General features: G+C 65.7%; 23 protein-coding genes and 1 tRNA gene. 9 read left to right on the top strand and 15 right to left on the bottom strand.

The window, feature by feature from the left end:
• From ACTS1X_RS04695 to ACTS1X_RS04665, 7 genes are all read right to left on the bottom strand, one after another.
• Window positions 1–332, bottom strand: a 332-nt coding sequence (locus tag ACTS1X_RS04695) for a VOC family protein (RefSeq protein WP_442613223.1), incomplete at its 3' end; no start/stop codon positions are given.
• A gap of 183 nt (window positions 333–515) precedes the next feature.
• A tRNA-Arg gene (locus ACTS1X_RS04690) sits at window positions 516–592 on the bottom strand.
• A gap of 63 nt (window positions 593–655) precedes the next feature.
• Entirely contained in the window at window positions 656–1,063 is a 408-nt protein-coding gene (locus tag ACTS1X_RS04685; RefSeq protein WP_442613222.1) for a hypothetical protein, read from the bottom strand.
• 49 nt (window positions 1,064–1,112) lie between these two features.
• Complete coding sequence (nth, locus tag ACTS1X_RS04680) at window positions 1,113–1,772, bottom strand: endonuclease III (RefSeq protein WP_442613221.1); 660 nt, start codon at window positions 1,770–1,772, stop codon at window positions 1,113–1,115.
• Window positions 1,769–2,425 carry a hypothetical protein gene (locus ACTS1X_RS04675; RefSeq protein WP_442613220.1) on the bottom strand — a complete coding sequence of 219 codons (657 nt, stop codon included), beginning with the start codon at window positions 2,423–2,425 and terminating at the stop codon, window positions 1,769–1,771. The genes nth and ACTS1X_RS04675 overlap by 4 nt, the downstream gene beginning before the upstream one ends.
• Window positions 2,426–2,443: 18 nt before the next feature.
• Window positions 2,444–3,169, bottom strand: coding sequence for a 4-hydroxy-tetrahydrodipicolinate reductase (dapB, locus tag ACTS1X_RS04670; protein WP_442613219.1), 726 nt, complete (start codon window positions 3,167–3,169; stop codon window positions 2,444–2,446).
• Between the two features lie 131 nt (window positions 3,170–3,300).
• A complete protein-coding gene (locus tag ACTS1X_RS04665) occupies window positions 3,301–5,313 on the bottom strand; it encodes a sulfatase-like hydrolase/transferase (RefSeq protein WP_442613218.1) in 2,013 nt (670 codons plus the stop codon).
• A 121-nt stretch (window positions 5,314–5,434) separates the two neighbouring features.
• Here ACTS1X_RS04665 and ACTS1X_RS04660 point away from each other — a divergent pair, with 121 nt between their 5' ends.
• Together ACTS1X_RS04660 and ACTS1X_RS04655 are read left to right on the top strand one after the other, a co-directional pair.
• Complete coding sequence (locus ACTS1X_RS04660; RefSeq protein WP_442613217.1) at window positions 5,435–6,136, top strand: NAD-dependent deacylase; 702 nt, start codon at window positions 5,435–5,437, stop codon at window positions 6,134–6,136.
• A gap of 6 nt (window positions 6,137–6,142) precedes the next feature.
• Entirely contained in the window at window positions 6,143–6,685 is a 543-nt protein-coding gene (locus tag ACTS1X_RS04655; protein WP_442613216.1) for a manganese efflux pump MntP, read from the top strand.
• A 6-nt stretch (window positions 6,686–6,691) separates the two neighbouring features.
• Here the strand turns inward: ACTS1X_RS04655 and era are convergent, their stop codons facing one another.
• From era to lepB, 3 genes are read right to left on the bottom strand one after another with little or no spacing between them, the layout of a single operon-like run.
• Complete coding sequence (gene era, locus ACTS1X_RS04650; RefSeq protein ID WP_442613215.1) at window positions 6,692–7,588, bottom strand: GTPase Era; 897 nt, start codon at window positions 7,586–7,588, stop codon at window positions 6,692–6,694.
• Window positions 7,585–8,256 carry a ribonuclease III gene (rnc, locus tag ACTS1X_RS04645; RefSeq protein WP_442613214.1) on the bottom strand — a complete coding sequence of 224 codons (672 nt, stop codon included), beginning with the start codon at window positions 8,254–8,256 and terminating at the stop codon, window positions 7,585–7,587. The genes era and rnc overlap by 4 nt, the downstream gene beginning before the upstream one ends.
• Window positions 8,257–8,293: 37 nt before the next feature.
• On the bottom strand, window positions 8,294–9,187 hold the full coding sequence (gene lepB / locus ACTS1X_RS04640; protein WP_442613213.1) for a signal peptidase I: 894 nt from the start codon (window positions 9,185–9,187) through the stop codon (window positions 8,294–8,296).
• A 146-nt stretch (window positions 9,188–9,333) separates the two neighbouring features.
• Here lepB and ACTS1X_RS04635 point away from each other — a divergent pair, with 146 nt between their 5' ends.
• The 5 genes from ACTS1X_RS04635 (at window position 9,334) to gorA (ending at window position 15,007) form a co-directional block, all read left to right on the top strand.
• On the top strand, window positions 9,334–9,789 hold the full coding sequence (locus tag ACTS1X_RS04635) for a hypothetical protein (protein WP_442613212.1): 456 nt from the start codon (window positions 9,334–9,336) through the stop codon (window positions 9,787–9,789).
• 138 nt (window positions 9,790–9,927) lie between these two features.
• On the top strand, window positions 9,928–10,647 hold the full coding sequence (locus ACTS1X_RS04630; protein WP_442613211.1) for a response regulator: 720 nt from the start codon (window positions 9,928–9,930) through the stop codon (window positions 10,645–10,647).
• Entirely contained in the window at window positions 10,644–11,999 is a 1,356-nt protein-coding gene (locus ACTS1X_RS04625; protein ID WP_442613210.1) for a HAMP domain-containing sensor histidine kinase, read from the top strand. Before ACTS1X_RS04630 ends, ACTS1X_RS04625 begins: the two co-directional genes overlap by 4 nt.
• 45 nt (window positions 12,000–12,044) lie before the next feature.
• A complete protein-coding gene (gene pgi / locus ACTS1X_RS04620; RefSeq protein WP_442613209.1) occupies window positions 12,045–13,547 on the top strand; it encodes a glucose-6-phosphate isomerase in 1,503 nt (500 codons plus the stop codon).
• 110 nt (window positions 13,548–13,657) lie between these two features.
• Window positions 13,658–15,007, top strand: coding sequence for a glutathione-disulfide reductase (gene gorA / locus ACTS1X_RS04615; RefSeq protein WP_442613208.1), 1,350 nt, complete (start codon window positions 13,658–13,660; stop codon window positions 15,005–15,007).
• On the opposite strand, the gene ACTS1X_RS04610 is transcribed toward gorA, so the two are convergent.
• On the bottom strand, window positions 15,004–16,137 hold the full coding sequence (locus ACTS1X_RS04610) for an NAD(P)/FAD-dependent oxidoreductase (protein ID WP_442613207.1): 1,134 nt from the start codon (window positions 16,135–16,137) through the stop codon (window positions 15,004–15,006). The two genes, gorA and ACTS1X_RS04610, sit on opposite strands and share 4 nt — an antisense overlap.
• Window positions 16,138–16,223: 86 nt before the next feature.
• Here ACTS1X_RS04610 and ACTS1X_RS04605 point away from each other — a divergent pair, with 86 nt between their 5' ends.
• A complete protein-coding gene (locus ACTS1X_RS04605) occupies window positions 16,224–17,240 on the top strand; it encodes an SDR family oxidoreductase (RefSeq protein WP_442613206.1) in 1,017 nt (338 codons plus the stop codon).
• 60 nt (window positions 17,241–17,300) lie between these two features.
• Here ACTS1X_RS04605 and ACTS1X_RS04600 read toward each other — a convergent pair whose 3' ends face one another.
• From ACTS1X_RS04600 to ACTS1X_RS04590, 3 genes are all read right to left on the bottom strand, one after another.
• Window positions 17,301–17,927 carry a class I SAM-dependent methyltransferase gene (locus ACTS1X_RS04600; protein ID WP_442613205.1) on the bottom strand — a complete coding sequence of 209 codons (627 nt, stop codon included), beginning with the start codon at window positions 17,925–17,927 and terminating at the stop codon, window positions 17,301–17,303.
• On the bottom strand, window positions 17,924–18,814 hold the full coding sequence (locus ACTS1X_RS04595) for a phosphotransferase family protein (RefSeq protein ID WP_442613204.1): 891 nt from the start codon (window positions 18,812–18,814) through the stop codon (window positions 17,924–17,926). Before ACTS1X_RS04595 ends, ACTS1X_RS04600 begins: the two co-directional genes overlap by 4 nt.
• Window positions 18,815–19,080: 266 nt before the next feature.
• A complete protein-coding gene (locus ACTS1X_RS04590; RefSeq protein WP_442613203.1) occupies window positions 19,081–19,989 on the bottom strand; it encodes a sterol desaturase family protein in 909 nt (302 codons plus the stop codon).
• 73 nt (window positions 19,990–20,062) lie between these two features.
• Here ACTS1X_RS04590 and ACTS1X_RS04585 point away from each other — a divergent pair, with 73 nt between their 5' ends.
• On the top strand, window positions 20,063–20,767 hold the full coding sequence (locus ACTS1X_RS04585) for a Crp/Fnr family transcriptional regulator (protein ID WP_442613202.1): 705 nt from the start codon (window positions 20,063–20,065) through the stop codon (window positions 20,765–20,767).
• Here ACTS1X_RS04585 and acs read toward each other — a convergent pair.
• A complete protein-coding gene (gene acs / locus ACTS1X_RS04580; RefSeq protein ID WP_442613201.1) occupies window positions 20,764–22,704 on the bottom strand; it encodes an acetate--CoA ligase in 1,941 nt (646 codons plus the stop codon). The genes ACTS1X_RS04585 and acs overlap by 4 nt on opposite strands.
• Window positions 22,705–22,999: the final 295 nt, after the last annotated feature.

The raw sequence follows: 22,999 nt of genomic DNA, 5'->3' as shown, positions 1-22,999 counted from the left end.
CCCTCGGGATCCTGCAGCCGCGCGAACCGGCCGTTGGGATAGGTCTCCGGATCGATCTCGACTTCGATCCCGTTGCCGCGCAATTGGGCGGCCATCGCATCGAGATCGGCGACCCGGAAATTGATCATCCACATCTGCTCGGCGCGGCCGAAATAGTCGGTGCTCCGGTTGAACGGCGCGAACACGGTGGGCCCCGCCTCCTGCTGCCAGGGCTCGACGTCATAGGATTGCGGGGTCGGGTCGATGCCGAGATTGTCGTGATACCAGGTCGCGAGCGCCGCCGGATCCTCGCTGCGAAAAAACAGCCCGCCGATCCCCGTGACCCGCTGCATTGCCGGTGCCGGATCCGAGCGCCGTCAGGATCGAAACGAATGCCGCCCCGCGAAATGCCATCGTCATACTCCCCCTGCTCGTCCGTCATCATCGGACCGATAGGCGATGCTAGGACAGCGCGCCCGGACGCGCGAGTCCGGATCGACGCGCGGCCGGAATCGTCGATCAGCGTGCAGGAAAGCTGGCGCACCCGACAGGATTCGAACCTGTGGCCTCTGCCTTCGGAGGGCAGCGCTCTATCCAGCTGAGCTACGGGTGCGTGGCGAAAGCGCCTAGCAGGAAGCGTTCGCCCCCGCCAGCCCGTTTTTCGGGTCTTCGGCCGTTACTCGTCTTCGGGAAATTCGATCGGCTGGAACTGGCCGAGGCCGCAGCTGGGGCCGTTGATTCCGCCGCCGCCGGTCCGAACCACCGTGATGATGTCGGTTGAGCAGAGCTGGCTCAGCGACGTCTCGTAGCTGAACGCTTCCTCGAAGCCGAGGCCGTTGCATTCATGCGGCAGCGTGTTCCGGTAGATCCGGCCGCCGGTCATGTGAAAGTCGATCGTCCGGTCGTCATGGACGCGCGTGTTGCGGATCTGCCTCAGCGGAACGCAGGTGACGGGCTCGCCGACCGCCCGCGCCTGTTGCCAGCGGGGCACTTCATCCTCGGCAACGGACATCGAGGGAATCGCAAAAGCCGCGATGGCGGCTGCGGCACCTGCTACGGGAAGGGCAAGAATCGATCTGCGCATGGCTGTCTCCTTGTAATTTCCGCATAGCGGCTCGCAGATGAACGCCAGTTTAAGCGTTTTTCCGCTTTCTCGCCGGTTCGGGCGTTTTCGGCTTATAGTTACAATATTCGGCGACCGGGCAGCGCCAGCATTCGGGCGTCCGCGCCTTGCAGACATAGCGGCCGTGCAGGATCAGCCAGTGATGCGCATGGCGCTTGAAATCGGCCGGCGTCACCCGTTCGAGCGTCTTTTCGACCGCGAGCACCGTCTTGCCCGGCGCCAGCCCCGTACGGTTCGAGACCCGGAAGATGTGCGTGTCGACGGCGATCGTTTCATGGCCGAAGGCGGTGTTGAGAACGACATTGGCGGTCTTGCGCCCGACGCCGGGCAGCGCTTCGAGCGCCTGCCGCGTTTGCGGCACTTCCCCGCCATGGTCCGCGACCAGGATTTCGGCCGCCTTGATGACGTTCTTGGCCTTGGTGTTGAACAGCCCGACCGTCTTGATGTGGTCCTTCAGCCGCTCTTCGCCGAGTTCGAGCATCTGCTCGGGCGTCTCCACCGCCTCGAACAGCTTCCTGGTCGCCTTGTTGACGCCGACATCGGTCGCCTGGGCCGACAGCGCCACGGCGACGAGCAGCGTATAGGGATTGGTGTAGTTGAGTTCGGTCTCCGGCTCGGGATTGTTCTCGGACAGGCGGTGGAAGAATTCGTAGATATCGGCTTTCTTCATGCTGCGTCCTGCTCTTCTTCGCGGTCGAACAGGCGGCGATTGTCGGCGACGAAGGTTCCGATCATGCCGGACAGCCAGCCATCCTGCTTGCCCTTGAGATAGGCATAGCCGGCAAAGGCGCCGACCGCCGCGCCGACGCAGTCGACGATCAGGTCGTACATCGTGTCGACCAGTCCGGATTTCTGCATGTTGAGGCCGAACATCTGGTCCATCGCGAACTCGAATATCTCCCAGACCGCGCCGATCGCGACGCCGAACATGAAGGCGAACAGCGCGACCAGGCGGGGCGAGCCCGTCATCCGGTCGGCGCCGAGCAGCATCAGGATCAATATCGTGCCGATCATGCCGAAGCCGATCGCGGAGCCCGTATGGAGGACCACGTCCCACCACCAGAAGCGCTCGTAGAAATCGCCGACTTCGCCGAGGAAAAGGGTCGCGACGAGGAAGAAGACGATAGCGCCGGTAAAGGCGTTCGGGATGCGGATGCCCGACCAGCTCTGCAATACGATCGGCAGGAAAGTGAGGGCCAGCGTGACGGAGGCGATGAAGACCGTCGTCCAGTTGCCGGTCGCCATCGCGAATCCGCCGGCCCAGATCAGCAGGCCCCACATCAGATAGGTGATGGCGCTCTGGCGCGGGGAAAAGGGGTTCATCCGGTATCCACCCGGTCGCTACAGGCCCAGCACATCGGCCATCGCGTAGCGCCCGGCCGGCTTGCCGGCGAGCCACAGCGCCGCCCGGATCGCGCCGCGCGCGAAGATTTCGCGGCTCTCGGCGCGATGGCCGAGTTCGATCCGCTCGCCCTCGGCCGCGAACACCACCTGGTGATCGCCGGCGACCGATCCGCCGCGCAGCGAGGCGAAGCCGATCGCGCCTTCCGTCCGCGTGCAATCGAGCCCGGCCCGGCCTTCTTCGGCGACCTCGCCGAGCGTCGTCTCGCGCCCCGCCGCTGCCGCCTCGCCGAGCAGCAGCGCCGTGCCGGACGGCGCATCGATCTTGTGGCGATGGTGCATCTCGACGATCTCGATATCCCATTCCGTGCCGAGCCGAGCCGCCGCATCGCGGACGAGATGCGCGAGCAGGTTGACGCCGAGCGAGGTGTTCGCGGCCTGGAGGATGGCGATGTCCTGCGCGGCCTCGTCGATCAGCGCGTGATGTTTTTCGCCGAGCCCGGTCGTCCCGACGACGATCGGGGTGCCGGCTGCGCGCGCGGCGGCAAGATTGGCGGCGAGCGCGCCGGGCGTCGAAAAATCGACCAGTACGTCGCTGGCCCCGGCCAGCGCCGCCACATCGCCGCCCGCATCGACGCCGCCGGCATGGCCGGCGCTACCGTCGAGCAGCGCGGCGATCGTCCGGCCCATCCGTCCTTCGCTGCCGATTATCCCTATGTCCGTCATCGCGTGCCGATCGCCTCCATCCTGCTGAATCGCGACCCGCGAGGCGCGAGGGAGCGCGCCAAAAAACGGCGTTTCCAGGTCCCGTTCGGCGCGAACCATGGCAGAAACCGGATCGAGAGAATAGGGGCTTGCTAGCGCCCGGCGCGTTGCTCGCGACGCTGCAACAGGCCGAGCCATCTTTCGCTGGCCCAACGATCGATGAGCCGTTCGGCGGCGCGCCGTTCGGCCGAGCCGTCGGTCAGCTCGCCATAGCGCCGCCACGGGCCGTCGCCGGTGCGCACGGCCTCGCGGTTGAGATCGAAAACGGTCCAGCGCCCCGCGGCATCGACGGTGCCGATCTTGCCGGGCCGGTCGAGCGTGCCGAGATACTGGAAGACGGGTTGCGGGCTCGGCGGAACGATATCGGCGCCCGCCGCCCGGAGGACGATCGGCCGCATGTCGGCGAGCCCGACCGGGCCGTCGAGCGCGACGCCGGGGGCGCTCAGGATGAAGGGTATTTGCGTTTGCTCGGCGCTCAGCATATGGCCATGGCCGAGAAAGCCGTCGTCGAACAGGGATTCTCCGTGATCGGCCGTGATCACGATCAGGCTGTTCTCGTAGACGCCGAGCCTTTGGAGCTCGGCGACGAGTTCGCCGACCAGCCGGTCGTTATAGGCGATCGCGTTCCAATAGGTGCGTTGCAGCCAGTCGCGATTGGCGGCGCTGATCTCGCCGCGCGGGATCGGATCGTCCTCGACGATCCGGTCGGTGCCCGGCGCGAAATAGGGGAAATGGGCGGACTGGAAATTGAAATAGAGGAAATGCGGCGTGTCCCATTGCGCCGGATCGCCGAGCTGTTCGCGGAACTCGCGCAGGACGATGCGGCCGTCGATATAGAGCGAGCCTTCGGCGGCGAAGCTGAAGGCGCGTTCCTCGCGCTGGGTGTTGGCGTCGACGAAATAGCGGCCGCGCCGCATTCCCGTCACGGTGGCGATGTCGCCGAAATCCTCGGCCTGGGCCGAAAAGATGCCGACCTCATAGCCGTTGGCGAGAAAATCGTCGACGAGCGACGGGGCGCCCGGGGCGGGGTCGAGCCGCCCGGTGAACAGGCTCTTGAGCGAGAAGGTGGTGAAGCCGACATGGCTGTAGGCGGCCGGCGCGCTGCTGCCCCGGGCGACGAGCCCGTCGATCACCGGCGTGATCGAGCGCCCGTCGATGCGATGGCCGATCGCGTCGGCGCGCGCGCTTTCGAGCACGATCAGGATCACATGCGGCCGCGCGCCGTCGATCACCGGCGTCGCGATTTCCGGCGGTTCGCGGAACGCAAGATCGCCGCCGAAACCGTCTTCGTCGATCCCGTTGCCCGGAATGTCGAGCGCATAGGGATGGCGCGCCGGATCGAACGGCTGGAGGTCGATCGGGTGCGAAAACAGGCTCCAGCCGTCGCGATCGAAATCGGTGATCTGCCCGAGCGGAGCCGACCAGAGGAAGATCGCGTTGAACCGCGCCAGCGCGCTGCGCGTGTCGTCGATGCGATTGGCGGCGAAGAGCAGCAGCGGCGCGGTCAGCAGCAGCAGGACGAACAGCCGGGGCGGGAGCCGCGTGCGGTCGGGTGCGGGCGCGAGGCCGCGCCAGCGCCGCACCAGCAGGCGGCACGCGAGCAGATAGACGAGCAGCGCGCCGCCAGCCGACAGGAGGATGAGACCGGCTTCGCTCATCGAGAAGAGCAAGGCATCGAGCAGGCTGCCGCCGCCGAGATTGCGGACGATCTGGAAGCTCATCGCGTCGCTGAAATAGGCGAGCGCCTGATATTTCGCGACCAGCGCCCCGACCCAGACCAGCAGACCGAGAAAGACGAAGTTGAAGTAGAAGAGCGGCGTATCGGCCCTGGCGCCATGGAGACGCCGGACGAGGCGGAACGCGCCGTAGAATATCGCGGCCTGACAGACGAGCAGGACGATGAGGAAGGCGGCGATCTCGCCGGCCGTGTCGAGCGTCTGCGACTGGCCGAACCCGCCGCCGAAGATCGCGAATTTGCGTTCGGCGAGCGCCAGCTCGGCCAGCAGCGCGACGAGTACCGTGCCCGGCAGCGCGAGGCGGGCGCACAGTCCGAAGACCGTCTGGACGCTTTTCGGCGTCGACTGGCTGACAAGTTCGGTCGGCATATTGCCGATTTCTAAGCGAAATTGCTTAAGATCAGATTGCCGCGGCAAAGCGCCGGGCCGTCGGGAAAAGGGCAACGGCCGCTTGACTTGCCGGTCCATAATGGACGGTTATTATAGGCATATGGGGGATATCCGTAACATCGTCGTCCTGACCGGGGCGGGCATTTCGGCCGAAAGCGGCGTGCCGACCTTTCGCGGGCCGGACGGCCTGTGGGAAGGGCATCGCGTGGAAGACGTGGCGACGCCCGAGGCCTATCGGCGCGACCCCGACCTCGTCCTCGATTTCTACGACCAGCGGCGCGCCAAGCTGGCGACGGTCGGGCCGAACCCCGCGCATGAGGCGCTCGGACGGCTGGATGCGCAATGGCAGGGCGAACTGCTGATCGTCACGCAGAATGTCGACGATCTGCACGAGCGGGGCGGCGCGGAGCGGCTGCTCCACATGCATGGCGAACTGAAATCCGCCTGGTGCCTGGCTTGCGGCGAGCGGCATCCGTTCGACGGCAAAATGGCCGCCTATCCGGCGTGCGAACTGTGCGGCGTCAGCGGCCAGGTCCGTCCAGATATCGTCTGGTTCGGCGAGATGCCGTACCGGATGGAGGAGATCGACGCGGCGATCGCGACCTGCGACCTGTTTGTCTCGATCGGCACCTCGGGCGCGGTGTACCCGGCGGCCGGTTTCGTCCAGAGCGCCCGCTATGCCGGCGCCGAGACGCTGGAGCTCAATCTCGATCCGAGCGAGGGCAGCATCTTCTTCAACGAGAGCCGGATGGGCAAGGCGGGCGATCTCGTGCCCGAATGGGTCGACGGACTTTTGGACTAGACCATCATGGGGAGCGTATTCGCCCTCGCGGTCGCGCTGGCCATCGATGCCTTCGCCGTTTCGCTGGCGCAGGGCGCGGCGGGCCGGATGCGGGTCTCGTCCGCGCTCAAACTCGCCTTGGTTTTCGGATTGGCGCAAGGGGTGATGCCGATCATCGGCTGGAGCCTCGGTATGGCCTTTGCCGGCTGGATCGAGCGCGTCGATCACTGGATCGCTTTCGTCCTGTTGTCGGCGCTCGGGCTCAACATGATCCGCGCCGCGCGCGAAGATACCGAGGCCGGGCCGGCGCTGACCGGCTGGCATCTGTTCGCCGCCGCCATCGCCACGAGCATCGATGCGGCGGCGGCGGGAATCGCCTTGCCCCTGTTGTCCGTTTCGGTGTTCTGGGCGTGCGCGGCGATCGGCCTGGTGACGGTGGTCCTGTGCTTCGCCGGCGCACTGGGAGGCCGGCATGCGAGCCGCCATCTCGAGGGCCGGGCGGAGATTTTCGGCGGCTTCGTCCTGATTGCGATCGGCGTTAAGATTCTGGTCGAGCATCTTGCGGCCTGACCAGCCTTATTCCACCCAGTCGAGCCCGATATCGCGATAGAGGGTCTGGTCCTCTTCCCAGTCGGGTTTCACCTTCACATGCAGGAAAAGATGGACCGTGCGGCCGAGCAGGCCGGAGAGCTCTTCGCGCGCGGCCTGGCCGATCTGCTTGATCCGGCTGCCGCCCTTGCCGAGGACGATGGCTTTCTGCGTCGGCCGCGCGACGAGGATCTGCTGGCGGATTTCGACCGAACCGTCTTTGCGTTCGGTATAGCTTTCGGTGTCGACCGCGCTCGCATAGGGGAGCTCGTTGCGGAGCTGGTGATAGAGCTGTTCGCGCGTCACCTCGGCGGCGAGCAGGCGCTGGCTGGCGTCGGAGACCTGGTCTTCGGGGAAATGCCACGGGCCTTCGGGCATCGCGTCGGCCAGCGCGGCCTTGAGGTCCGCAACGCCGTCCCCGGTCGTCGCCGCGATCATGAACGTGTCGACCGGTTCGAGCAGCGCGTTGAGCGCCGCGGCGAGGCGGAGCAGCTCGTCCTTTTTCGCGATATCCACCTTGTTGAGGATCAACAGCTTGGGCTCGGACCGTTTGCGCAGGGTTTCGACCATCTGCTCGATCCCGCCCTTGAGCCCGGCATGCGCGTCGACGATCAGCGCGATCAGGTCCGCGCCCTCCGCCCCGCCCCAGGCCGCGGCGACCATCGCCCGGTCGAGCCGGCGTTTCGGCGCGAAGATGCCGGGCGTGTCGATCAGCACGATCTGCGTATCGCCCTCGATCGCGATGCCCATAAGCCGGGTGCGCGTGGTCTGCGCCTTGGGGCTCGTGATCGCGACCTTCTGCCCGACCAGCGCGTTGACCAGCGTCGACTTGCCGGCATTGGGCGCGCCGACGACGGCCACGAAACCGCAGCGTTGTTTGCTCATCCGAGTTTCTCCAGCAACGCCAGCGCCGCGGCTTTTTCCGCTTCCTGCTTCGAGGAACCTTCCGCTTCCGCGCTGTCGCGGTTCGGGATTTCGACGCGGATCGTGAAGCGCGGATTGTGCGGCGGGCCCGAGCGGTCGACGATCGAATAGACGGGCGGCTTGGCCCGATTGGCGGCCGCCCATTCCTGCAGCGCGCTCTTCGGGTGCTGGGGCGCGCGATCGACTTCCTCGACCCGGCTTTCCCAGACCTTGTAGACGAAGGAGCGCGCGGCATCGAAACCCGCATCGCGGTAGAGCGCGCCGATCAGCGCCTCCATCACGTCGCCGAGCACATTGTCGCTGTCCGCGCTGCCGTCGTCGCGCGCCTGTTTGCCGAAGCGGATATGCGGCGCGACGCCGATCTCGCGCGCGATATCCGCGCAGGTCGTGCGCGAGACGAGCATCGCGAGCCGGCTGTTGAGCTTGCCTTCGGCATCGCCTTCATGGCGTTCGTACAGCCAGGTCGAGACGATCAGGCCGAGCACCCGGTCGCCGAGAAACTCGAGCCGTTGATAATGGGGCTCGTCCATGCTCGGATGGGTCAGCGCGCGCCTGAACAGTGCGGAGTCGCGCGGCCTGTGGCCGAGCGTATCGGCCAGCCAGTCCGGGGTGTCGGGATTGTCGGTCATCGCGCCGCTCTGTAACGGGGGCCGGAGACCCGCACCATCAAAAACCGCGACCGATCCGGTCCCAGCGCGCGGCGCTGAACCAGCTGACGGGGTTGGCCCAGCTCGCCGATCCGTCGGTCGACCAGAAGATGACCAGCGCCCGGCCGACGATATATTCTTCCGGCACGAGGCCGATCCCGCCGCCCGGCTCGGCCGGAAAGCGGCTGTCGGCGCTGCGGTCGCGGTCGTCGCCCATCAGGAAATAACGGCCCTCGGGCACCACGAACTCCGCCGTGGTGTCCGCCATGCTGTCCCCGGCATCCAATACGAGATAGCTGCGTCCGCCGGGCAGGGTCTCCCGATAGCGGGGCGTATGGCAGACGAGCGAACCGTCCTCACCGCTTTCGAGGCGGCCGTTGCCGCCGGGCTGGGTCGCGCAGCCGCTCGCGTCGCGGACGGTTTCGGCGAACGCGGCGATTTCCTCGCGGGCGACCGCCGCGCCGTTCAGGTGCAGTTCGCCGCCGATCATCCGGACGCGGTCGCCGGGCAGGCCGATCACGCGCTTGATGTACGCGCTCGAAGGATCGGCCGGCGAGCGGAAGACGACGATGTCGCCGCGGGCCGGCCGGCCGTGGCCGATCCGGCCCTCGATGAAATCGGGCGCGAAGGGGAAGCTGTAGCGCGAATAACCATAGGGCCATTTGGCGACGAACAGATAGTCGCCGACGAACAGCGTGGGCGTCATCGATCGCGACGGAATATTGAACGGCGCGATCACGAGGCTGCGCAGGGCCAGTGCGAGGATCGCCAGCGAAAGGATGAAGCGCAGCCAGCCCCATGCCGTCCGGCGCGGACGCGGGGCGGGATAGGGCTGCGGCGATCCGTCGCCGGTTTTCTCGTCGAGTTCCCTGAGCATCGCCCGCGCTGTCGACGAGGGGCGGGGTTCGGTCAAGCCCCGACGCTTCGATGCGATTCTGCGACATTTTGCGACACTTTTCGCGCGATCCGACAAAGGTCTGGGACATTCGCCGCTTATTCCGGCGGTCAAGGCGGACGGTGAACCGCCGCACCGACGTGTAGAGAGTGAGGAGAATCCCGATGAAGAAGATATGGATCGTTTCGAGTGCCGCCGCCCTTGCGATGGCCGGCGCCGCCGTTGCCCAGCCGCACGGCATGCGCGCCGATGCCGATGGCGACGGCAACCTGACCCGCGCCGAGCTCAATGCGGCGATCGACGCGCGTTTCGCCCGGGCCGACGCCAATGGCGACGGCGCCGTCGACGAAGCCGAACGCACCGCGATGCGCGAAGAACGGCGGGCGCGCCGGGCGGAACGTCAGCAGATGCGCGAACGCCATCGCGAACGCCGGGCCGAGCGGCGGGCGAACCGGCCGAATCCGGATGCCAATGGCGACGGTCTGATCACGCGGGACGAGATCGCCGCGCGCGCCTTCGCCCGGTTCGACGAGGCCGACGCCAATAATGACGGGACGGTTACCCGCGAAGAGCGGCGCGCCGCCCGGGCTGCCCGCCGCGCCGAACGGCGGGGCGGCTAGACGCGAGCGGCTCAATCATGCCGTGCGCCTTGCCCCTCCCATTTCGGGGCGCGCGGCGGATGGCGGGCAACCGGTGGCTTCCCTGGCCGGTTGCCCGTCATGTCGCATAAGCGGTTTGGCCGCGCTATGCTTCGTCCGATGACCGGCAATCCCCATCTCCTGCTCGTCGAGGACGAGCGCAGCATTCGCGAACCGCTCGCGGCGTTTCTCGGCAGGAACGGCTATCGCGTCACAGAAGCCGCCGATGCCGATACCGCGCGGCAGACGCTCGCCGCCTATGCGATCGACTGCGTGATTTCCGACATCATGATGCCCGGCGAGGACGGTCTCAGCCTGACCCGGCACATCCGCGCGACGAGCGAAGTCCCGGTCATCCTGCTGACCGCCAAATCCGAAGAAACCGAGCGGATCATCGGCCTCGAGATGGGCGCCGACGATTATGTCGTGAAGCCCTTTTCGCCGCGTGAGCTGCTGGCGCGGATCAAGGTGATCCTGCGCCGCGCCGGGGCGGGCGGCGTGCATCAGCGCGCGCCCGACCAGCAAGGCTACGGTTTCGGCGGCTGGGTATTGAAGGCCGGAGAGCGCACGCTCGTCGATCGCGACGGCGTCTCGGTCGCGCTGTCGACCGGCGAGTATCGGCTGCTGCTCGCGCTCGTCACCCATCCCCAGCAGGTGCTCTCCCGCGACCAGCTGCTCGACCTGACCCAGGGGCGCGAGGCGCATGCCTTCGACCGGGCCGTCGACAACCAGGTCAGCCGCCTGCGCCGCAAGATCGAGCGGGATCCGAAATCGCCCGAACTGATCAAGACGGTCTGGGGCGGAGGCTATACGCTGGCGACGGACGTCACGAAGCTATGAAGCCATTGTGGCCCAAAAGCCTGTTCGGGCAGCTGATGCTGCTCGTCGCGCTGGCGCTGTTCGTCGCCCAGGCGATCAATTTCGCGATGCTCGTGCGCGCCGGCGAACGGCTGCGTTTCGCCGAAGCGGCGGGGCCGGTCATCGCACGTGTCGTCACGGTGGCCGAGCGGCTGGAAGCGGGCGAACCCGTTCGCCCGCAGCGGTTCCGGCGCCGCGGGTTCGTGCGTGTCGACGATCGCAGCGCCGTTCGCACCGAATCTCATCTTCGTGCGTTCGCATATGAGCAACGGCTGACAAGTGCTTTGGAAGCGGACGGTTTTTCGCCGCGGGAGGTTGAGGTCGGGCGCGTGGACACCACCCGGATCGTACCGCCCCGCCGGTTCGAACGACGATTCGATCGTCGCCGCTCACCCGAGACATTGCGGGTTTCGGTCCAGCTGCAGGACGGGCGCTGGATCAACAGCTGGATGCGGATCCGGCCCGGCGGCATCGGCGCGCTCGTCTCGATCATCGCGCAAACGGTAATCCTCTACGGCGTGCTGCTGTTCGTGCTGTTCCTGTTCGCGCGCCGCGTCTCGCGTCCGCTGCGCTCGCTGACCGGGGCGGTCCGCGATTTCAGCGACGGGGCGGACGCGGCCCCGGTCCCGGCGGAAGGCCCGCGCGACGTCGCCGGTCTGATCGAGGCGTTCAACGCGATGCGCGTGCGGATCGCCGCGATGCTGGGCGAGAAGGATCACATGCTGGGCGCCATCGGCCATGACCTGCGCACGCCGCTCGCCGCGCTGCGCATCCATGCCGAAAATGTGCCCGACGAGGTCGAGCGCCGACGGATGGTCGAGACGATCGCCGACATGACGGAGACGCTCGACGATATCCTCTCGCTCGCCCGGCTCGGTCGGCCCAATGCGGAATCCGAACCGCTCGACCTGACCGCGCTCGTCGACAGCGCGATCGAGGATTTTCGCGATGTCGGCGCGCCGGTCGAACTGGAGGAGAGCGAGCGGCTCGTCGTCGACGGCCGCGCCAATCTGCTCAAGCGCGCGATCCGGAACCTGATCGACAATGCCGTCCGCTATGGCGACAGCGCGACCGTGCGCCTGCGCCGGTCCGATGCCGCCGCCATAATCGAAGTCGACGACAAGGGACCGGGGATCGACGAGGCGGCGCTGGAATCGGTGTTCGAGCCTTTTGCGCGGCTGGAAGGGTCGCGCAACCGCGAACGCGGCGGTTCGGGTCTAGGCCTCGCGCTGGCCCGCGCGATCGTCCGCGAGCATGGCGGCGAGCTGGGTCTCGAAAACCTGGCCGGCACGGGACTCAGGGCCCGTCTCTCGCTGCCGCTGCACGGCGAATGAGCCAAGGCGCTTGCCGCGGCTCCGTCTGCGCGCCAGAAGGACGCCATGTCCGATACCGCTACCGCCTGGCAGGCCATTGAGAATTCCGAACCCCGACGGCTCGACGCGCTGTTCGACGCCGATCCCGACCGGCTCGACCGGCTGACGATCGAGGAGGCCGGCCTCTATTTCGATTTCGCCAAGACCCATCTGGATGCGGAGTTGATCGACAGGTTCGTCGCCCTGGCTGAAGCGGCCGGTCTGGCGGGCAGGCGCGACGCGCTGTTCGCCGGCGAGCCGGTCAATGCGAGCGAGGGCCGGGCGGCCGAACACACGGCGCAACGCGGGCAGGGCGCGCCCGAAAGCGTCGCGCTCGCCAATGCGCTGCACATGCGGATGCGGGCGCTGGTCGATGCCATCGAAGCCGGCGCGATGGGCGAGATTCGCCATATTCTCCATCTCGGCATCGGCGGATCGGCACTGGGCCCCGATTTCGTGATCGACGCGCTGGGGCGGGAGGAGCCGGCCTATGACGTCGCGGTCGTGTCCAATGTCGACGGCGCGGCGCTCGAAACGCCGTTCGCGCTGTTCGATCCCGAATATACGCTGGTCGTTATTGCCTCGAAGAGCTTCACGACGGCCGAGACGATGCTCAACGCGCAGAGTGCGATCCAGTGGATGCGCAATGCCGGCATTGCCGATCCGTTCGGCCAGATGGTCGCGCTGACCGCCGAACCGGACCGGGCCGTCGAATTCGGCATCGACCAGACGCGCGTGCTGCCTTTTCCCGAAACCGTCGGCGGGCGCTATTCGCTCTGGTCGTCGATCGGCTTTCCGATCGCGCTGGCGCTGGGCTGGGAGGCGTTCGAGCAGCTCCTCGAGGGCGCCGCGGCGATGGACCGGCATTTCCGGCTCGCGAAGTGGTGCGAGAATGCGCCCGTGCTCGCGGCCTTCGCCGATCTCTATTATGCGCAGGCGCGCGGGGCGGAGACGCGCGCCGTGTTCGCCTATGACGAGCGGCTGCGGCTGCTCCCGCCCTATCTCCAGCAGCTCGAGATGGAATCGAACGGCAAGGCGGCGACCGCGGACGGCAGGCCGCTGGACCGGGCCTCCGCGTCGATTGTCTGGGGCGGCGTGGGGACCGACGCCCAGCATGCCGTCTTCCAGCTCCTGCACCAGGGCACCCATCTCGTGCCGGCCGAATTCGTCGCGGTGGCCGAAGCCCACGACCATCGCGATCCGGCGCATCATGAGCAGCTGCTGGTCAACTGTTTCGCGCAGGGCGCGGCGCTGATGGCCGGCCGCCCGTCCGACGATCCGGGCCGCCATTTCCCGGGCGACCGGCCGTCGAGCACGATCCTGCTCGAACGGCTCGACCCGGCCGATCTCGGCGCGCTCCTCGCCTTTTACGAGCACCGGACTTTCGTCAACGCGGCGCTGCTCGGCATCAACCCGTTCGACCAGTTCGGCGTGGAGCTCGGCAAGGATATCGCGCGCGCCATCGCCGGGGACGAAGAGGCGCTCGGGCTCGACGCTTCGACACGCGCGCTGATCGAGCGGGCTCTGTGATATAACATCGACGCTCGGGCCGATCACTCTGATCGGCAAACTCCGCTTGCGCGTAACCCTTCGCCCACCCAGATCGAACCCCGACCAGACACCAAGAACAGGAAATTCCCATGGCCGAATTTGATTATGACCTTTTCGTGATCGGCGCGGGCTCGGGCGGCGTCCGCGCCGCGCGGGTTTCGGCGGCCTTCGGCGCGAAAGTGGCGATCGCCGAGGAGCACAAGGTCGGCGGGACCTGCGTGATCCGCGGCTGCGTGCCCAAGAAGCTGCTCGTCTACGGCGCGCATTTCGCCGAGGATCTGAAGGACGCGCAGAAATTCGGCTGGAAAATCGAGGGCGGATGCGATTTCGACTGGCCGACCCTGCGCGACAATGTGCTGGCCGAGGTCGACCGGATCAACGGCGCCTATACCGACACGCTCGAGAACCACGATGTCGAGATCTTCAAGGAACGCGCGACGATCGAAGGCCCGAACACGATCAAGCTCGCCGGCGGCGAGACCAAGACGGCCAGATATATTCTCGTTGCGACCGGCGCTTGGCCGCATATCCCGGAATTCAAGGGCAGCGAGCATGCGATCAGCTCGAACGAGGTCTTCCACCTCGAAAAGCTGCCGGAGCGCGTGCTGATCGCCGGCGGCGGCTATATCGCCAACGAGTTCGCCGGCATCTTCAACAAGCTCGGCAGCAGGGTGACGCTGATCAACCGCTCGGACGTGATCCTGCGTCAGTATGACGAGTCGATCCGCGATCGGCTGCTCCAGATCTCGATGACCAAGGGCATCGATTTCTGCTTCAACGCCGAGTTCGAATATATCGAGAAGCAGGAGGACGGAACGTTCCTCGTCAAGGCGACCGGGGAGGAGGAGAAGGAAGTCGATCTCGTCCTCATCGCGACAGGACGGCGGCCCAAGACCGACGGCCTCGGGCTCGATGCCGCCGGCGTCGAGCTCGACGACAAGGGCGCGATCAAGGTCGACGAGTACAACAAGACCAATGTCGACAGCATCTATGCGGTCGGCGACGTCACCGATCGGGTCCAGCTTACGCCCGTCGCGATCCGCGAGGGCCATGCCTTTGCCGAGACCGTGTTCAACGACAACCCGACCACCGTCGATTACGACTGCATCCCCTCGGCCGTGTTCAGCCATCCGCCGCTCGCCGGCGTCGGGATGACCGAGGGCGAGGCGAAAAACCAGCTCGGCTCGGTCAAGGTCTATCTTTCGGATTTCCGCGCGATGAAGAACGTGCTCGCCGAACGCAACGAGCGGGCGCTCTACAAGATGATCACCGATGCCGATACCGACCGGATCGTCGGCCTGCACATGATCGGGCCCGACGCGCCGGAGATCCTGCAGGCGGCCGCGGTCGCGGTGAAGGCCGGGCTGACCAAGGCCGATTTCGACAATGTGGTCGCGCTCCACCCGACCATGGCCGAGGAGCTGGTGCTGCTGCGCTAGAGGCTCGGCCGTTTCGGGCTGAGTTCGCCCAGATCGATTCCGGCTTCGCCGAGCGCCTCCGGCCAGTCGAGGCCGAACAGGAGCGCCTCGGCCGCCATCGCCATGCCCGGCGAGGTTTGCAGGCCGAACCCGCCCTGGCCGGCCAGCCAGAAGAAACCGGGCGCGTCCGGCGCGTAACCGGCGACCGGGCTCTTGTCTGGCGCAAACGTCCGGAGACCCGACCATTTGTGTTCGATCCGCCGTATCGGCATGGTCGTCGCCTGTTCGACATTCCAGGCGGCCAGCGCGATCGTCTCCTCGTCGGGCTGGGCGTCGCAGGGTTCGCTCGCCGTTTCGTCCATCGGCGAGGCGAGCAGACGGCCGGAACCTTCGGGCAACATGTAGAAGCCCTCGCCGACCGTCTTGGTGAAGGGCCAGCCGGAAACGTCGACGCCCTCGGGCGGGCGGAAGGCGATGATCGTGCGCTTGAGCGGGGTCAGGCCGAGCGGCTTGACGCCCGCCATCTCCGCCAGTTTGTCGGCCCAGGCTCCGGCGGCGTTCACGATCCGCTTCGCCGCATAGCTCTCGCCCCGCGTGTCGACGGTCCAGCGTTCCCCGTCGCGGCGGATCGCCTCGACCGGAGCATCCGGAACCAGCTCGCCTCCCGCGTCGCGCAGCGCCCGGACATTGGCCTGCAGCATCGCATCGCTGTCGAGCTTGTACGCGTCGGGGTCGTGGAGACCAGCGGAAAAACCGTCCGCACCGGTCTTCAGCACCGGCACGATCTCGCGCAGCGCGTCGCCCGCGATCCGCTCGGCCTCGGGCGAATGGGCGAGGGTGGTCGCGGTCAGCCGGTCGAGCTGATCGCTCTCCTCGGCCCGCGCGATGAACAGCGCCGCCATGCGCCGGGCGAGCGGCGGAAAACCGTCTTCCGCCGGCGCCGCGAACACCGCCTTGCTGACCGCGGTCAGTTTGTGGACGAGCCCGTCGCCGATCCCGAAATGGCAGAAGGTCGCGCTGCGCCCCGAGGAGTGATAGCCGGGCGCGCTTTCCCGCTCGAGAACCACCGTCTCCCCATGCCGAGCGATCCGCGCCGCCGCGGAAAGCCCGGCTATGCCGCCGCCGATCACCAGCGTCTCGATCGTCCGCACGGGCCGCGCTCCTTCGCTTGCTTGCGTTGCAAATAACTACTAATTTCGTTCCACAACAAGAACGATGATCCGACAGGAGAGCATCAATGGCCGGAACCGTACTCGTCACCGGAGGCAGCGGCTATATCGCGGGCTTCACGATCCGTCAGCTTGTTTCCGAAGGCTGGACGGTGCGCACTACCATCCGCTCGCTCGCCAGGGAACAGCAGGTCCGCGACATTCTCAATGTCGACAACTCCAAGCTCAGCTTTTTCGAAGCGGACCTGACCGACGACGCGGGCTGGGCGGAGGCGATGCGAGGGTGCAGCCATGTCGCGCATCTCGCCTCGCCGCTACCCGAAGCCTCGCCCAAGAATGAAGATGACCTGATCGTGCCCGCGCGGGATGGCGCATTGCGGGCGCTGCGTTTCGCCAAGGAGGCGGGCGTAAAGCGCGTCGTGATGACCTCGTCCATGGCTGCGATCGCCTATGGCGTCGATCGCGGCGAATATACGTTCAGCGAGAGGGACTGGACCAATCTCGATCATCCGGACGTCTATCCCTACGTCAAGTCGAAGACGATCGCCGAACGCGCCGCGCGCGACTGGATGGAGGCCAATGGCGCTGACATGGAGTTCTGCACGATCAATCCGAGCATGGTGCTCGGCCCGATCCTCAGCCCGGATTTCTCGACATCGATCGAGGCGGTGAAGAAGATGATGGACGGGAGCTTCCCCGGCGCGCCCGATCTCGGTTTCTGCGTCGTCGACGTGCGCGACGTCGCCGATCTCCATGTCCGCGCGCTGACCGCGGCGAATATGGACGGCGAACGGTTCTTCGCGGCCGGCAAGTTCTACAAGCTTCACGATATCGCGATGGTGCTGAAGGACAGGCTGGGCGACGAAGCGCGCAAGGTGCCGACGCGCAAGCTCCCCGACTGGCTGATGAAGATCGTCGCGATCTGGGATCCGGTCGCGCGCCAGGTAAAGTCCGAACTTGGCAAGGTGCGCCACGCCGATGCGAGCCACGCCAGGGAGAAGCTGGGCTGGCAGACGCGCGACGAGGAGCAGACTATCGTCGATACGGGGCGGAGCCTGATCGATAATGGGATTGTGAAGGTATAGGGCAACAGGAGCGGTTGCCGGACGCAATTCCCTCGATACCGAACTATTTAGGTCCTAGGGTCAGTCTCTCCAAATCTTGTACAGGTTGCGTCGGTGTGCGGTTCCGATACGCTCGTAGTTATCGAGCCCGGCGCGGCGCATGACGAATTCGGCGAATTCGTCCTGCTCCATGGGCACCGCATAGCTGATCTTCCGCTGCTCCGCCTCGGAATGCGATTGGAAAAAAATCAGTTTCGTATCCATCCTCGCGAGCATCGCTTCGAATTTCTCGAATTTTTCCTCCGTCCGCAGAAAATGATGAAAGATGTTGAGAGCCAGAACGATATCATATTTCAGATTCTCGACATCGAATATGGAACCTTCGATCAGTTCGAATTTCTTCATGCAGGCGTCGCGAAGCCCCTTGGTGACTTCGGAAAATTTGGGTGCATGCTCGACCGCCGTGACGTCGTACCCCTTGTCCTCGAGCCAGTGCGAAAACTGGCCCCAGTGAGCGCCGATATCGAGCACCGTTCCTCCGGGGTAGGCCAGATGAGGCTCGATAATCTCGAACCGTCTATTATCATGGGATACCGGAAGATGATCGAGTTCGGGGTGGGGAACCTTATGATAGAGTTTGTTCCTGGTGCTCTCCATCGATTTTTCGATCAGCTTTTTCAGCGCTGGAGAAAGTGGGCGATAGTTCATTTTCCTGGTTCCACAATATGGCCGAATTCCCTGGTCAGCCGGCGCAGGCCCCTGAAGGCGCCCGGCAGGCGGTCGAGGCGGTTCAGGCGGAGGGCCGTCCGCAGTGCCCAGTAGATTTGATGACTCAGCATAGCGTACAGCACCGCTTCCGGCTCGATTTTCAGTCCTGCCGCTTCCGCATATGCAGAATATCGCGCGGCAATCCAGTTCCGTTTGGTCGCCTCCCAATTGCTCATCGCGCGAAGCGAAGCGCCGGGCGGTCCCAGAGAAACGCTGTCCCAGTCTACCAGGTACACTCGCTCTGCCGTCATAATCACGTTCGAACTGTGCAGATCGTTATGGGTGATATGCGTGTATTTGAACGAACGAAATATTCGGTGCTCCAAAGCTCCGAACCGGCGTATCTGCGGCAAATAGCGGGCGAATTCGGGGTCCGTTTTCGCGCGTAGCCGCAATTCGCCGGACGTCCGTTTGAGCCAGAAAGTTTTTGGCAGTTCGGTCGGCGGTTTGGCCGTGGCATCCGTGGTCGCGACCGCCTCGACCAGCCGCTCCAGTTCGCCTTGCGAATAAGATGCGAGCGACTTGCCGTCGCCGGATTGGTATTTCCATATTTCGATATTTTTCTGACAGCCGATCAGCAGTGGAGCGCGGTAGCAGGGCTGCGGCAGGTTCGCGAGCATTTCGAACAGGCCGCCCCGGTCGCTTGGCGGGTTCTTTCTGACTTTGACGAAATAGGTGCCTCCTCGCGTCTCGGCGCGATAAAAGGCCTTGCCGCCACGCCAGACATATCCGCGAAATGGAGTGATCTCCAAAATCGTTTCGCCGGTATTCGATTGTAAAATGTCGGCAGCAATCGCTGCCACTTTATCCGATGATGCCAGCGTCATCGGGCTCCCGTAGGAGAGCGCTACCACCCAGTCTAGGCTTTCGCGGAAATTTGGGTCTTCGTCACAAGGGAAATCGGAGCCCTCTCGCGCAAACCGGTCGGCTCTCACTCTGTCCGGGGCATCGATCACTCTCGATGTGTGGCGCGGAAAGCGAGAGATCGGTCGCCGTGACCCGATCGTGAGCGGTGGAGTGAGCCCTCAGAATTGCCGCCAACGCCGTGTCGGAAAGCAACCGCACCGGCCCGTACCCCCACCCGGTCTCCCACTCAGGGTGTACGATGGGGGACCGGGTACGGGCCGGTGCGGCGCTCGACCGTCGGGTCGAGCCACGGAAACCATGCGATCGCCGTCGCGTCCGGCATCTCTCCTTCGGCCGAATTGCCCGTGCTGATCAGCGGCCAGACCAGCATCTCGCCGGTCGAGGTCGGGGGGAGGTTCTCGACGCCATAGCTGTCGGGATAGCGGCGCGTGATCTTGGCCGTGCCGAACAGCACATCCCAGAAGAAGAGCAGGTTCCCGAAATTGCCCTTATAGTTGGTGACGCCGTCGGCCTTGTGGCGGCCGTGATGGGCGTGGTGGGTCGATGGCGTGGAGATCGTCCGTTCGACGATCCGCATGACCGGCGACAGCCAGGCGATCCGGTAGAGCGGCCGGTCCCAGGCGACGTCGGAATGCGCGCCGATGATCACCGCCAGCTTCACGACGATATAGCCGGCATAGACATAGCCGAGACCGAGATAGACGAGCACGCCCGAGAACCAGATGCCGGGCATGGTCAGATAATAGAAGAGGTTGTTCCGGTAGACGAGGCGGATGCTCATATAGCGCGCATCGTGATGGGGGCGGTGCAGCTTGTAGAGCCAGGGAAAGCTGTGCGCCGCGCGGTGCCACCAATATTGCATCATGTCGTCGAATATCAGGAACAGCCCGATCGCGGCGAGGATCGGGGTGCCCGCCAGCGCGCCGGCATATTGCGGCGCGATCGCGCCCGCGATCCAGGCGGCACTGAACAGGATCAGCGGCTGGGTGACGAAGAGAAGGACCACGGTGCTGACCGCCTCGACGATCCCGTCGCCCCTCGTCTGTTCGGGCTTGCTGAACAGGCCGGTACGCGCCAGCTCGATCAGCGCGAAGCCGAAATAGATCGCCAATATGATGATCGTGCTCGTCTGCATGACACCCTCTTCCTTGCCTGACGGATCGAATCGTAGCAGGAAGCGTTTCCATGAACTGCCAAGAAGTTAGCAATTGAGCGACGCGGCGCTTTCGCCGTTACTCGGCCGGTTCATCGGCCGGATGCCGCCGGCCCTGCGCGCGGCGGTCGAGACGGCCGGGGTGCTGGTGCGCTACCCGGACGGCGCGACGATCCAGCAGCGCGGCGACCGCAAGCCCGGCCTGTCGATCGTCGGCGCAGGCACGGCGCGGCTGAGCACGACCGATCCGGAGGGCGGGCGCTCGACCTATATCGATATGAAGGCCGGCGACAGTTTCGGCGAGATGACGCTGTTTCTCGACATTCCCCGGGCGATGGACGCGGTGGCGGTGGGCGATACCGTGATCCGCGAGGTATCGCGCGATCGCTTCAGGCGGTTGATCGATCAGCAGCCGGAGCTGCGCGATCATCTGCTCGTCACGCTCGCGAGCCAGTTGTCGCTGGCGCTCGAACGGCTCGACGATCAACGCCGCCTTCCGGCGTCCGTGCGACTGGCGAAGACCCTGATCGCAATGGCGGCACGGGACGGGGAGGGGTATGTCGTGCGCGGCAGCCAGTCGGGGCTTGCCGAAGCGATTGCGACCAGCCGGGTGACGGCCGGCAAGGCGTTGGCCGAGCTGGCGGACGCGGGGCTTGTCGAGACCGGCTATCGCGCCGTGCGCATCCCGGACATCGCGGCGCTTGAAGGCTGGATCGCCGATCGCAGCGTCGTGCCGCCGCTTGTGGCCGAGCGAGACTAGCCGATCCGGTTCGCGACGAGTTCGTCCACCACCGCCGGTTCCGCCAGGGTGCTCGTATCGCCGAGACTGCTGACATCGCCTTCCGCGATCTTGCGCAGGATGCGGCGCATGATCTTGCCCGAGCGGGTCTTGGGCAGGGCCGGCGTGAACTGGATCGCATCGGGCGAAGCGATCGGTCCGATTTCGGTCCGCACCCAGCTTACCAGCTCCTTGCGCAACTCTTCGCTCGGCTCGGTGTTCGCGTTGAGCGTCACATAGGCGTAGATGCCCTGACCCTTCACCTCGTGCGGCATGCCGACGACCGCGGCTTCCGATACGTCCTTGTGAAGCACGAGCGCGCTTTCGACTTCCGCGGTCCCCATCCGGTGGCCCGAAACGTTGATCATGTCGTCGACCCGCCCCGTGATCCAGTAATAGCCGTCCGCGTCCCGCCGGCAGCCGTCGCCGGTGAAATATTTGCCTGGGAAGGTCGTGAAATAGGTGTCGAAGAAACGGGCGTGATCGCCGTACACGGTGCGCATCTGGCCGGGCCAGGAGCGGGCGATGCACAGATTGCCCTCGGTCGCGCCGTGCAGGATTTTCCCCTCGCCGTCGACGATCTGGGGCTCGATGCCGAAAAAGGGCTTGGTCGCGCTGCCGGGCTTGAGGTCGGTCGCGCCGGGCAGGGGGGCGATCATCGCCGCGCCGGTTTCGGTCTGCCACCAGGTATCGACGATCGGGCAGCGGCCTTCGCCGACGACATTGTGATACCAGCGCCAGGCTTCGGGATTGATAGGCTCGCCGACCGTGCCGAGCAGGCGGATGCTCGCCCGGCTCGTCTTCCGGACATATTCATCGCCCTCGCGCATCAGCGCACGCAATGCGGTCGGTGCGGTGTAGAGGATCTCGACATTGTGCCGGTCGGCCACTTCCCAGATGCGGCTGGGCGTGGGCCAGTTGGGAACGCCCTCATACATGAGCGTGGTCGCACCGTTCGCGAGCGGGCCGTAGACGATATAGCTGTGCCCGGTGACCCAGCCGATATCGGCCGCGCACCAGTAGATTTCGCCGGGATTGTAATCGAACACATATTTGTGCGTCAGCGAGGCCCAGAGCAGATAGCCGCCGGACGTGTGCAGCACGCCCTTGGGCTTCCCGGTCGATCCCGACGTGTAGAGGATGAACAGCGGGTCCTCCGCGCCCATCGTCTCGGGCGGGCATTGGGTGTCCACGGTCTCGGCGGCTTCATGATACCAGACGTCGCGTCCCTCCGTCATGTCGACCGCGCCGCCCGTCGCCCGGATCGTGATGACCTTTTTGAGGCTCGTGACCTGTTCGGCCGCCTTGTCGACATTCGCCTTGAGCGCGACCCGCTTGCCGCCGCGCCGGCCTTCGTCGGCGGTGATGACATGGCTACTGTCGCAGTCGGTGATCCGGCCCGCCAGGGCGTCGGGCGAGAAGCCGCCGAAGACGACCGAATGGACGGCGCCGATCCGTGCGCAGGCCAGCACGGCGAATGCCGCCTCGGGGATCATCGGCATATAGACGGTCACCCGGTCGCCGCGTCGCACGCCCTCCTGCTTCAGGACGTTGGCGAACCGGCAGACCTCTTCATGCAGCTGGCCATAGGTAAAGCGCCTGGGCTCCTCGGCGGGATCGTCGGGCTCCCAGATGATGGCGACATCCTCGCGCCGCTCGGCGAGGTGACGATCGATGCAGTTGGCGCAAACGTTGAGCTGGCCATCGGTGAACCAGTTGATGTGGAAGTCGCTGGCGTCGAAGCTCCAGTCGCCCGATATCTCGGGCCGCTTGATCCAGTCGAGCGTGCGCGCCTGTTCGAGCCAGAAGGTGCCGGGATCGGCGAGCGATCGGCCGTAGAGCAGCTCATATTCCGCCTTGTCGGCATGGGCCCGTTTCGCCCATGGCGCCGGAACCGGGAAAACATCTTGCTCGCTCACCTGTCAGTCTCCCTATGCATGCGGGCCAGTAGTGCAGGTTCGGCGGGGGCGATGGCAAGCCCGTTTTCGCGGTTGCCGGTCTGGCCCGGGCGGCTTGCGGGTTGTATTCTGTCATCACATTGTCATGTGTCGGCCCTAGCAACCGCGCGCCGAGGAGAATGCAGCATGGCTGAGCAGCGGCCCGGCCTTTTCCAGCTCGATCGCGATGCCGAAACTTCGCCGCGCCGCCTGGCCGTGCTGATCGGCGGCGGGGTGATCGCGCTCTTGCTCCTCCTCTGGCTGTTCAGCGGCGACG

The organism is Parasphingopyxis sp., from assembly GCF_052168275.1.
In the GTDB taxonomy this organism is placed as follows: Bacteria; Pseudomonadota; Alphaproteobacteria; order Sphingomonadales; family Sphingomonadaceae; genus Parasphingopyxis.
Note: the sequence above shows the minus strand (reverse complement) of the source record. Positions and strands in the feature narration are given on the sequence as shown.

Bases quoted from the DNA above. Each gene is read 5' to 3' on its own strand.
- ACTS1X_RS04685 (WP_442613222.1), bottom strand. From the start codon at position 1,063: ATGCGCAGATCGATTCTTGCCCTTCCCGTAGCAGGTGCCGCAGCCGCC.
- nth (WP_442613221.1), bottom strand. From the start codon at position 1,772: ATGAAGAAAGCCGATATCTACGAATTCTTCCACCGCCTGTCCGAGAAC.
- ACTS1X_RS04675 (WP_442613220.1), bottom strand. From the start codon at position 2,425: ATGAACCCCTTTTCCCCGCGCCAGAGCGCCATCACCTATCTGATGTGG.
- dapB (WP_442613219.1), bottom strand. From the start codon at position 3,169: ATGACGGACATAGGGATAATCGGCAGCGAAGGACGGATGGGCCGGACG.
- ACTS1X_RS04665 (WP_442613218.1), bottom strand. From the start codon at position 5,313: ATGCCGACCGAACTTGTCAGCCAGTCGACGCCGAAAAGCGTCCAGACG.
- ACTS1X_RS04660 (WP_442613217.1), top strand. From the start codon at position 5,435: ATGGGGGATATCCGTAACATCGTCGTCCTGACCGGGGCGGGCATTTCG.
- ACTS1X_RS04655 (WP_442613216.1), top strand. From the start codon at position 6,143: ATGGGGAGCGTATTCGCCCTCGCGGTCGCGCTGGCCATCGATGCCTTC.
- era (WP_442613215.1), bottom strand. From the start codon at position 7,588: ATGAGCAAACAACGCTGCGGTTTCGTGGCCGTCGTCGGCGCGCCCAAT.
- rnc (WP_442613214.1), bottom strand. From the start codon at position 8,256: ATGACCGACAATCCCGACACCCCGGACTGGCTGGCCGATACGCTCGGC.
- ACTS1X_RS04635 (WP_442613212.1), top strand. From the start codon at position 9,334: ATGAAGAAGATATGGATCGTTTCGAGTGCCGCCGCCCTTGCGATGGCC.
- ACTS1X_RS04630 (WP_442613211.1), top strand. From the start codon at position 9,928: ATGACCGGCAATCCCCATCTCCTGCTCGTCGAGGACGAGCGCAGCATT.
- ACTS1X_RS04625 (WP_442613210.1), top strand. From the start codon at position 10,644: ATGAAGCCATTGTGGCCCAAAAGCCTGTTCGGGCAGCTGATGCTGCTC.
- pgi (WP_442613209.1), top strand. From the start codon at position 12,045: ATGTCCGATACCGCTACCGCCTGGCAGGCCATTGAGAATTCCGAACCC.
- gorA (WP_442613208.1), top strand. From the start codon at position 13,658: ATGGCCGAATTTGATTATGACCTTTTCGTGATCGGCGCGGGCTCGGGC.
- ACTS1X_RS04605 (WP_442613206.1), top strand. From the start codon at position 16,224: ATGGCCGGAACCGTACTCGTCACCGGAGGCAGCGGCTATATCGCGGGC.
- ACTS1X_RS04600 (WP_442613205.1), bottom strand. From the start codon at position 17,927: ATGAACTATCGCCCACTTTCTCCAGCGCTGAAAAAGCTGATCGAAAAA.
- ACTS1X_RS04595 (WP_442613204.1), bottom strand. From the start codon at position 18,814: ATGACGCTGGCATCATCGGATAAAGTGGCAGCGATTGCTGCCGACATT.
- ACTS1X_RS04590 (WP_442613203.1), bottom strand. From the start codon at position 19,989: ATGCAGACGAGCACGATCATCATATTGGCGATCTATTTCGGCTTCGCG.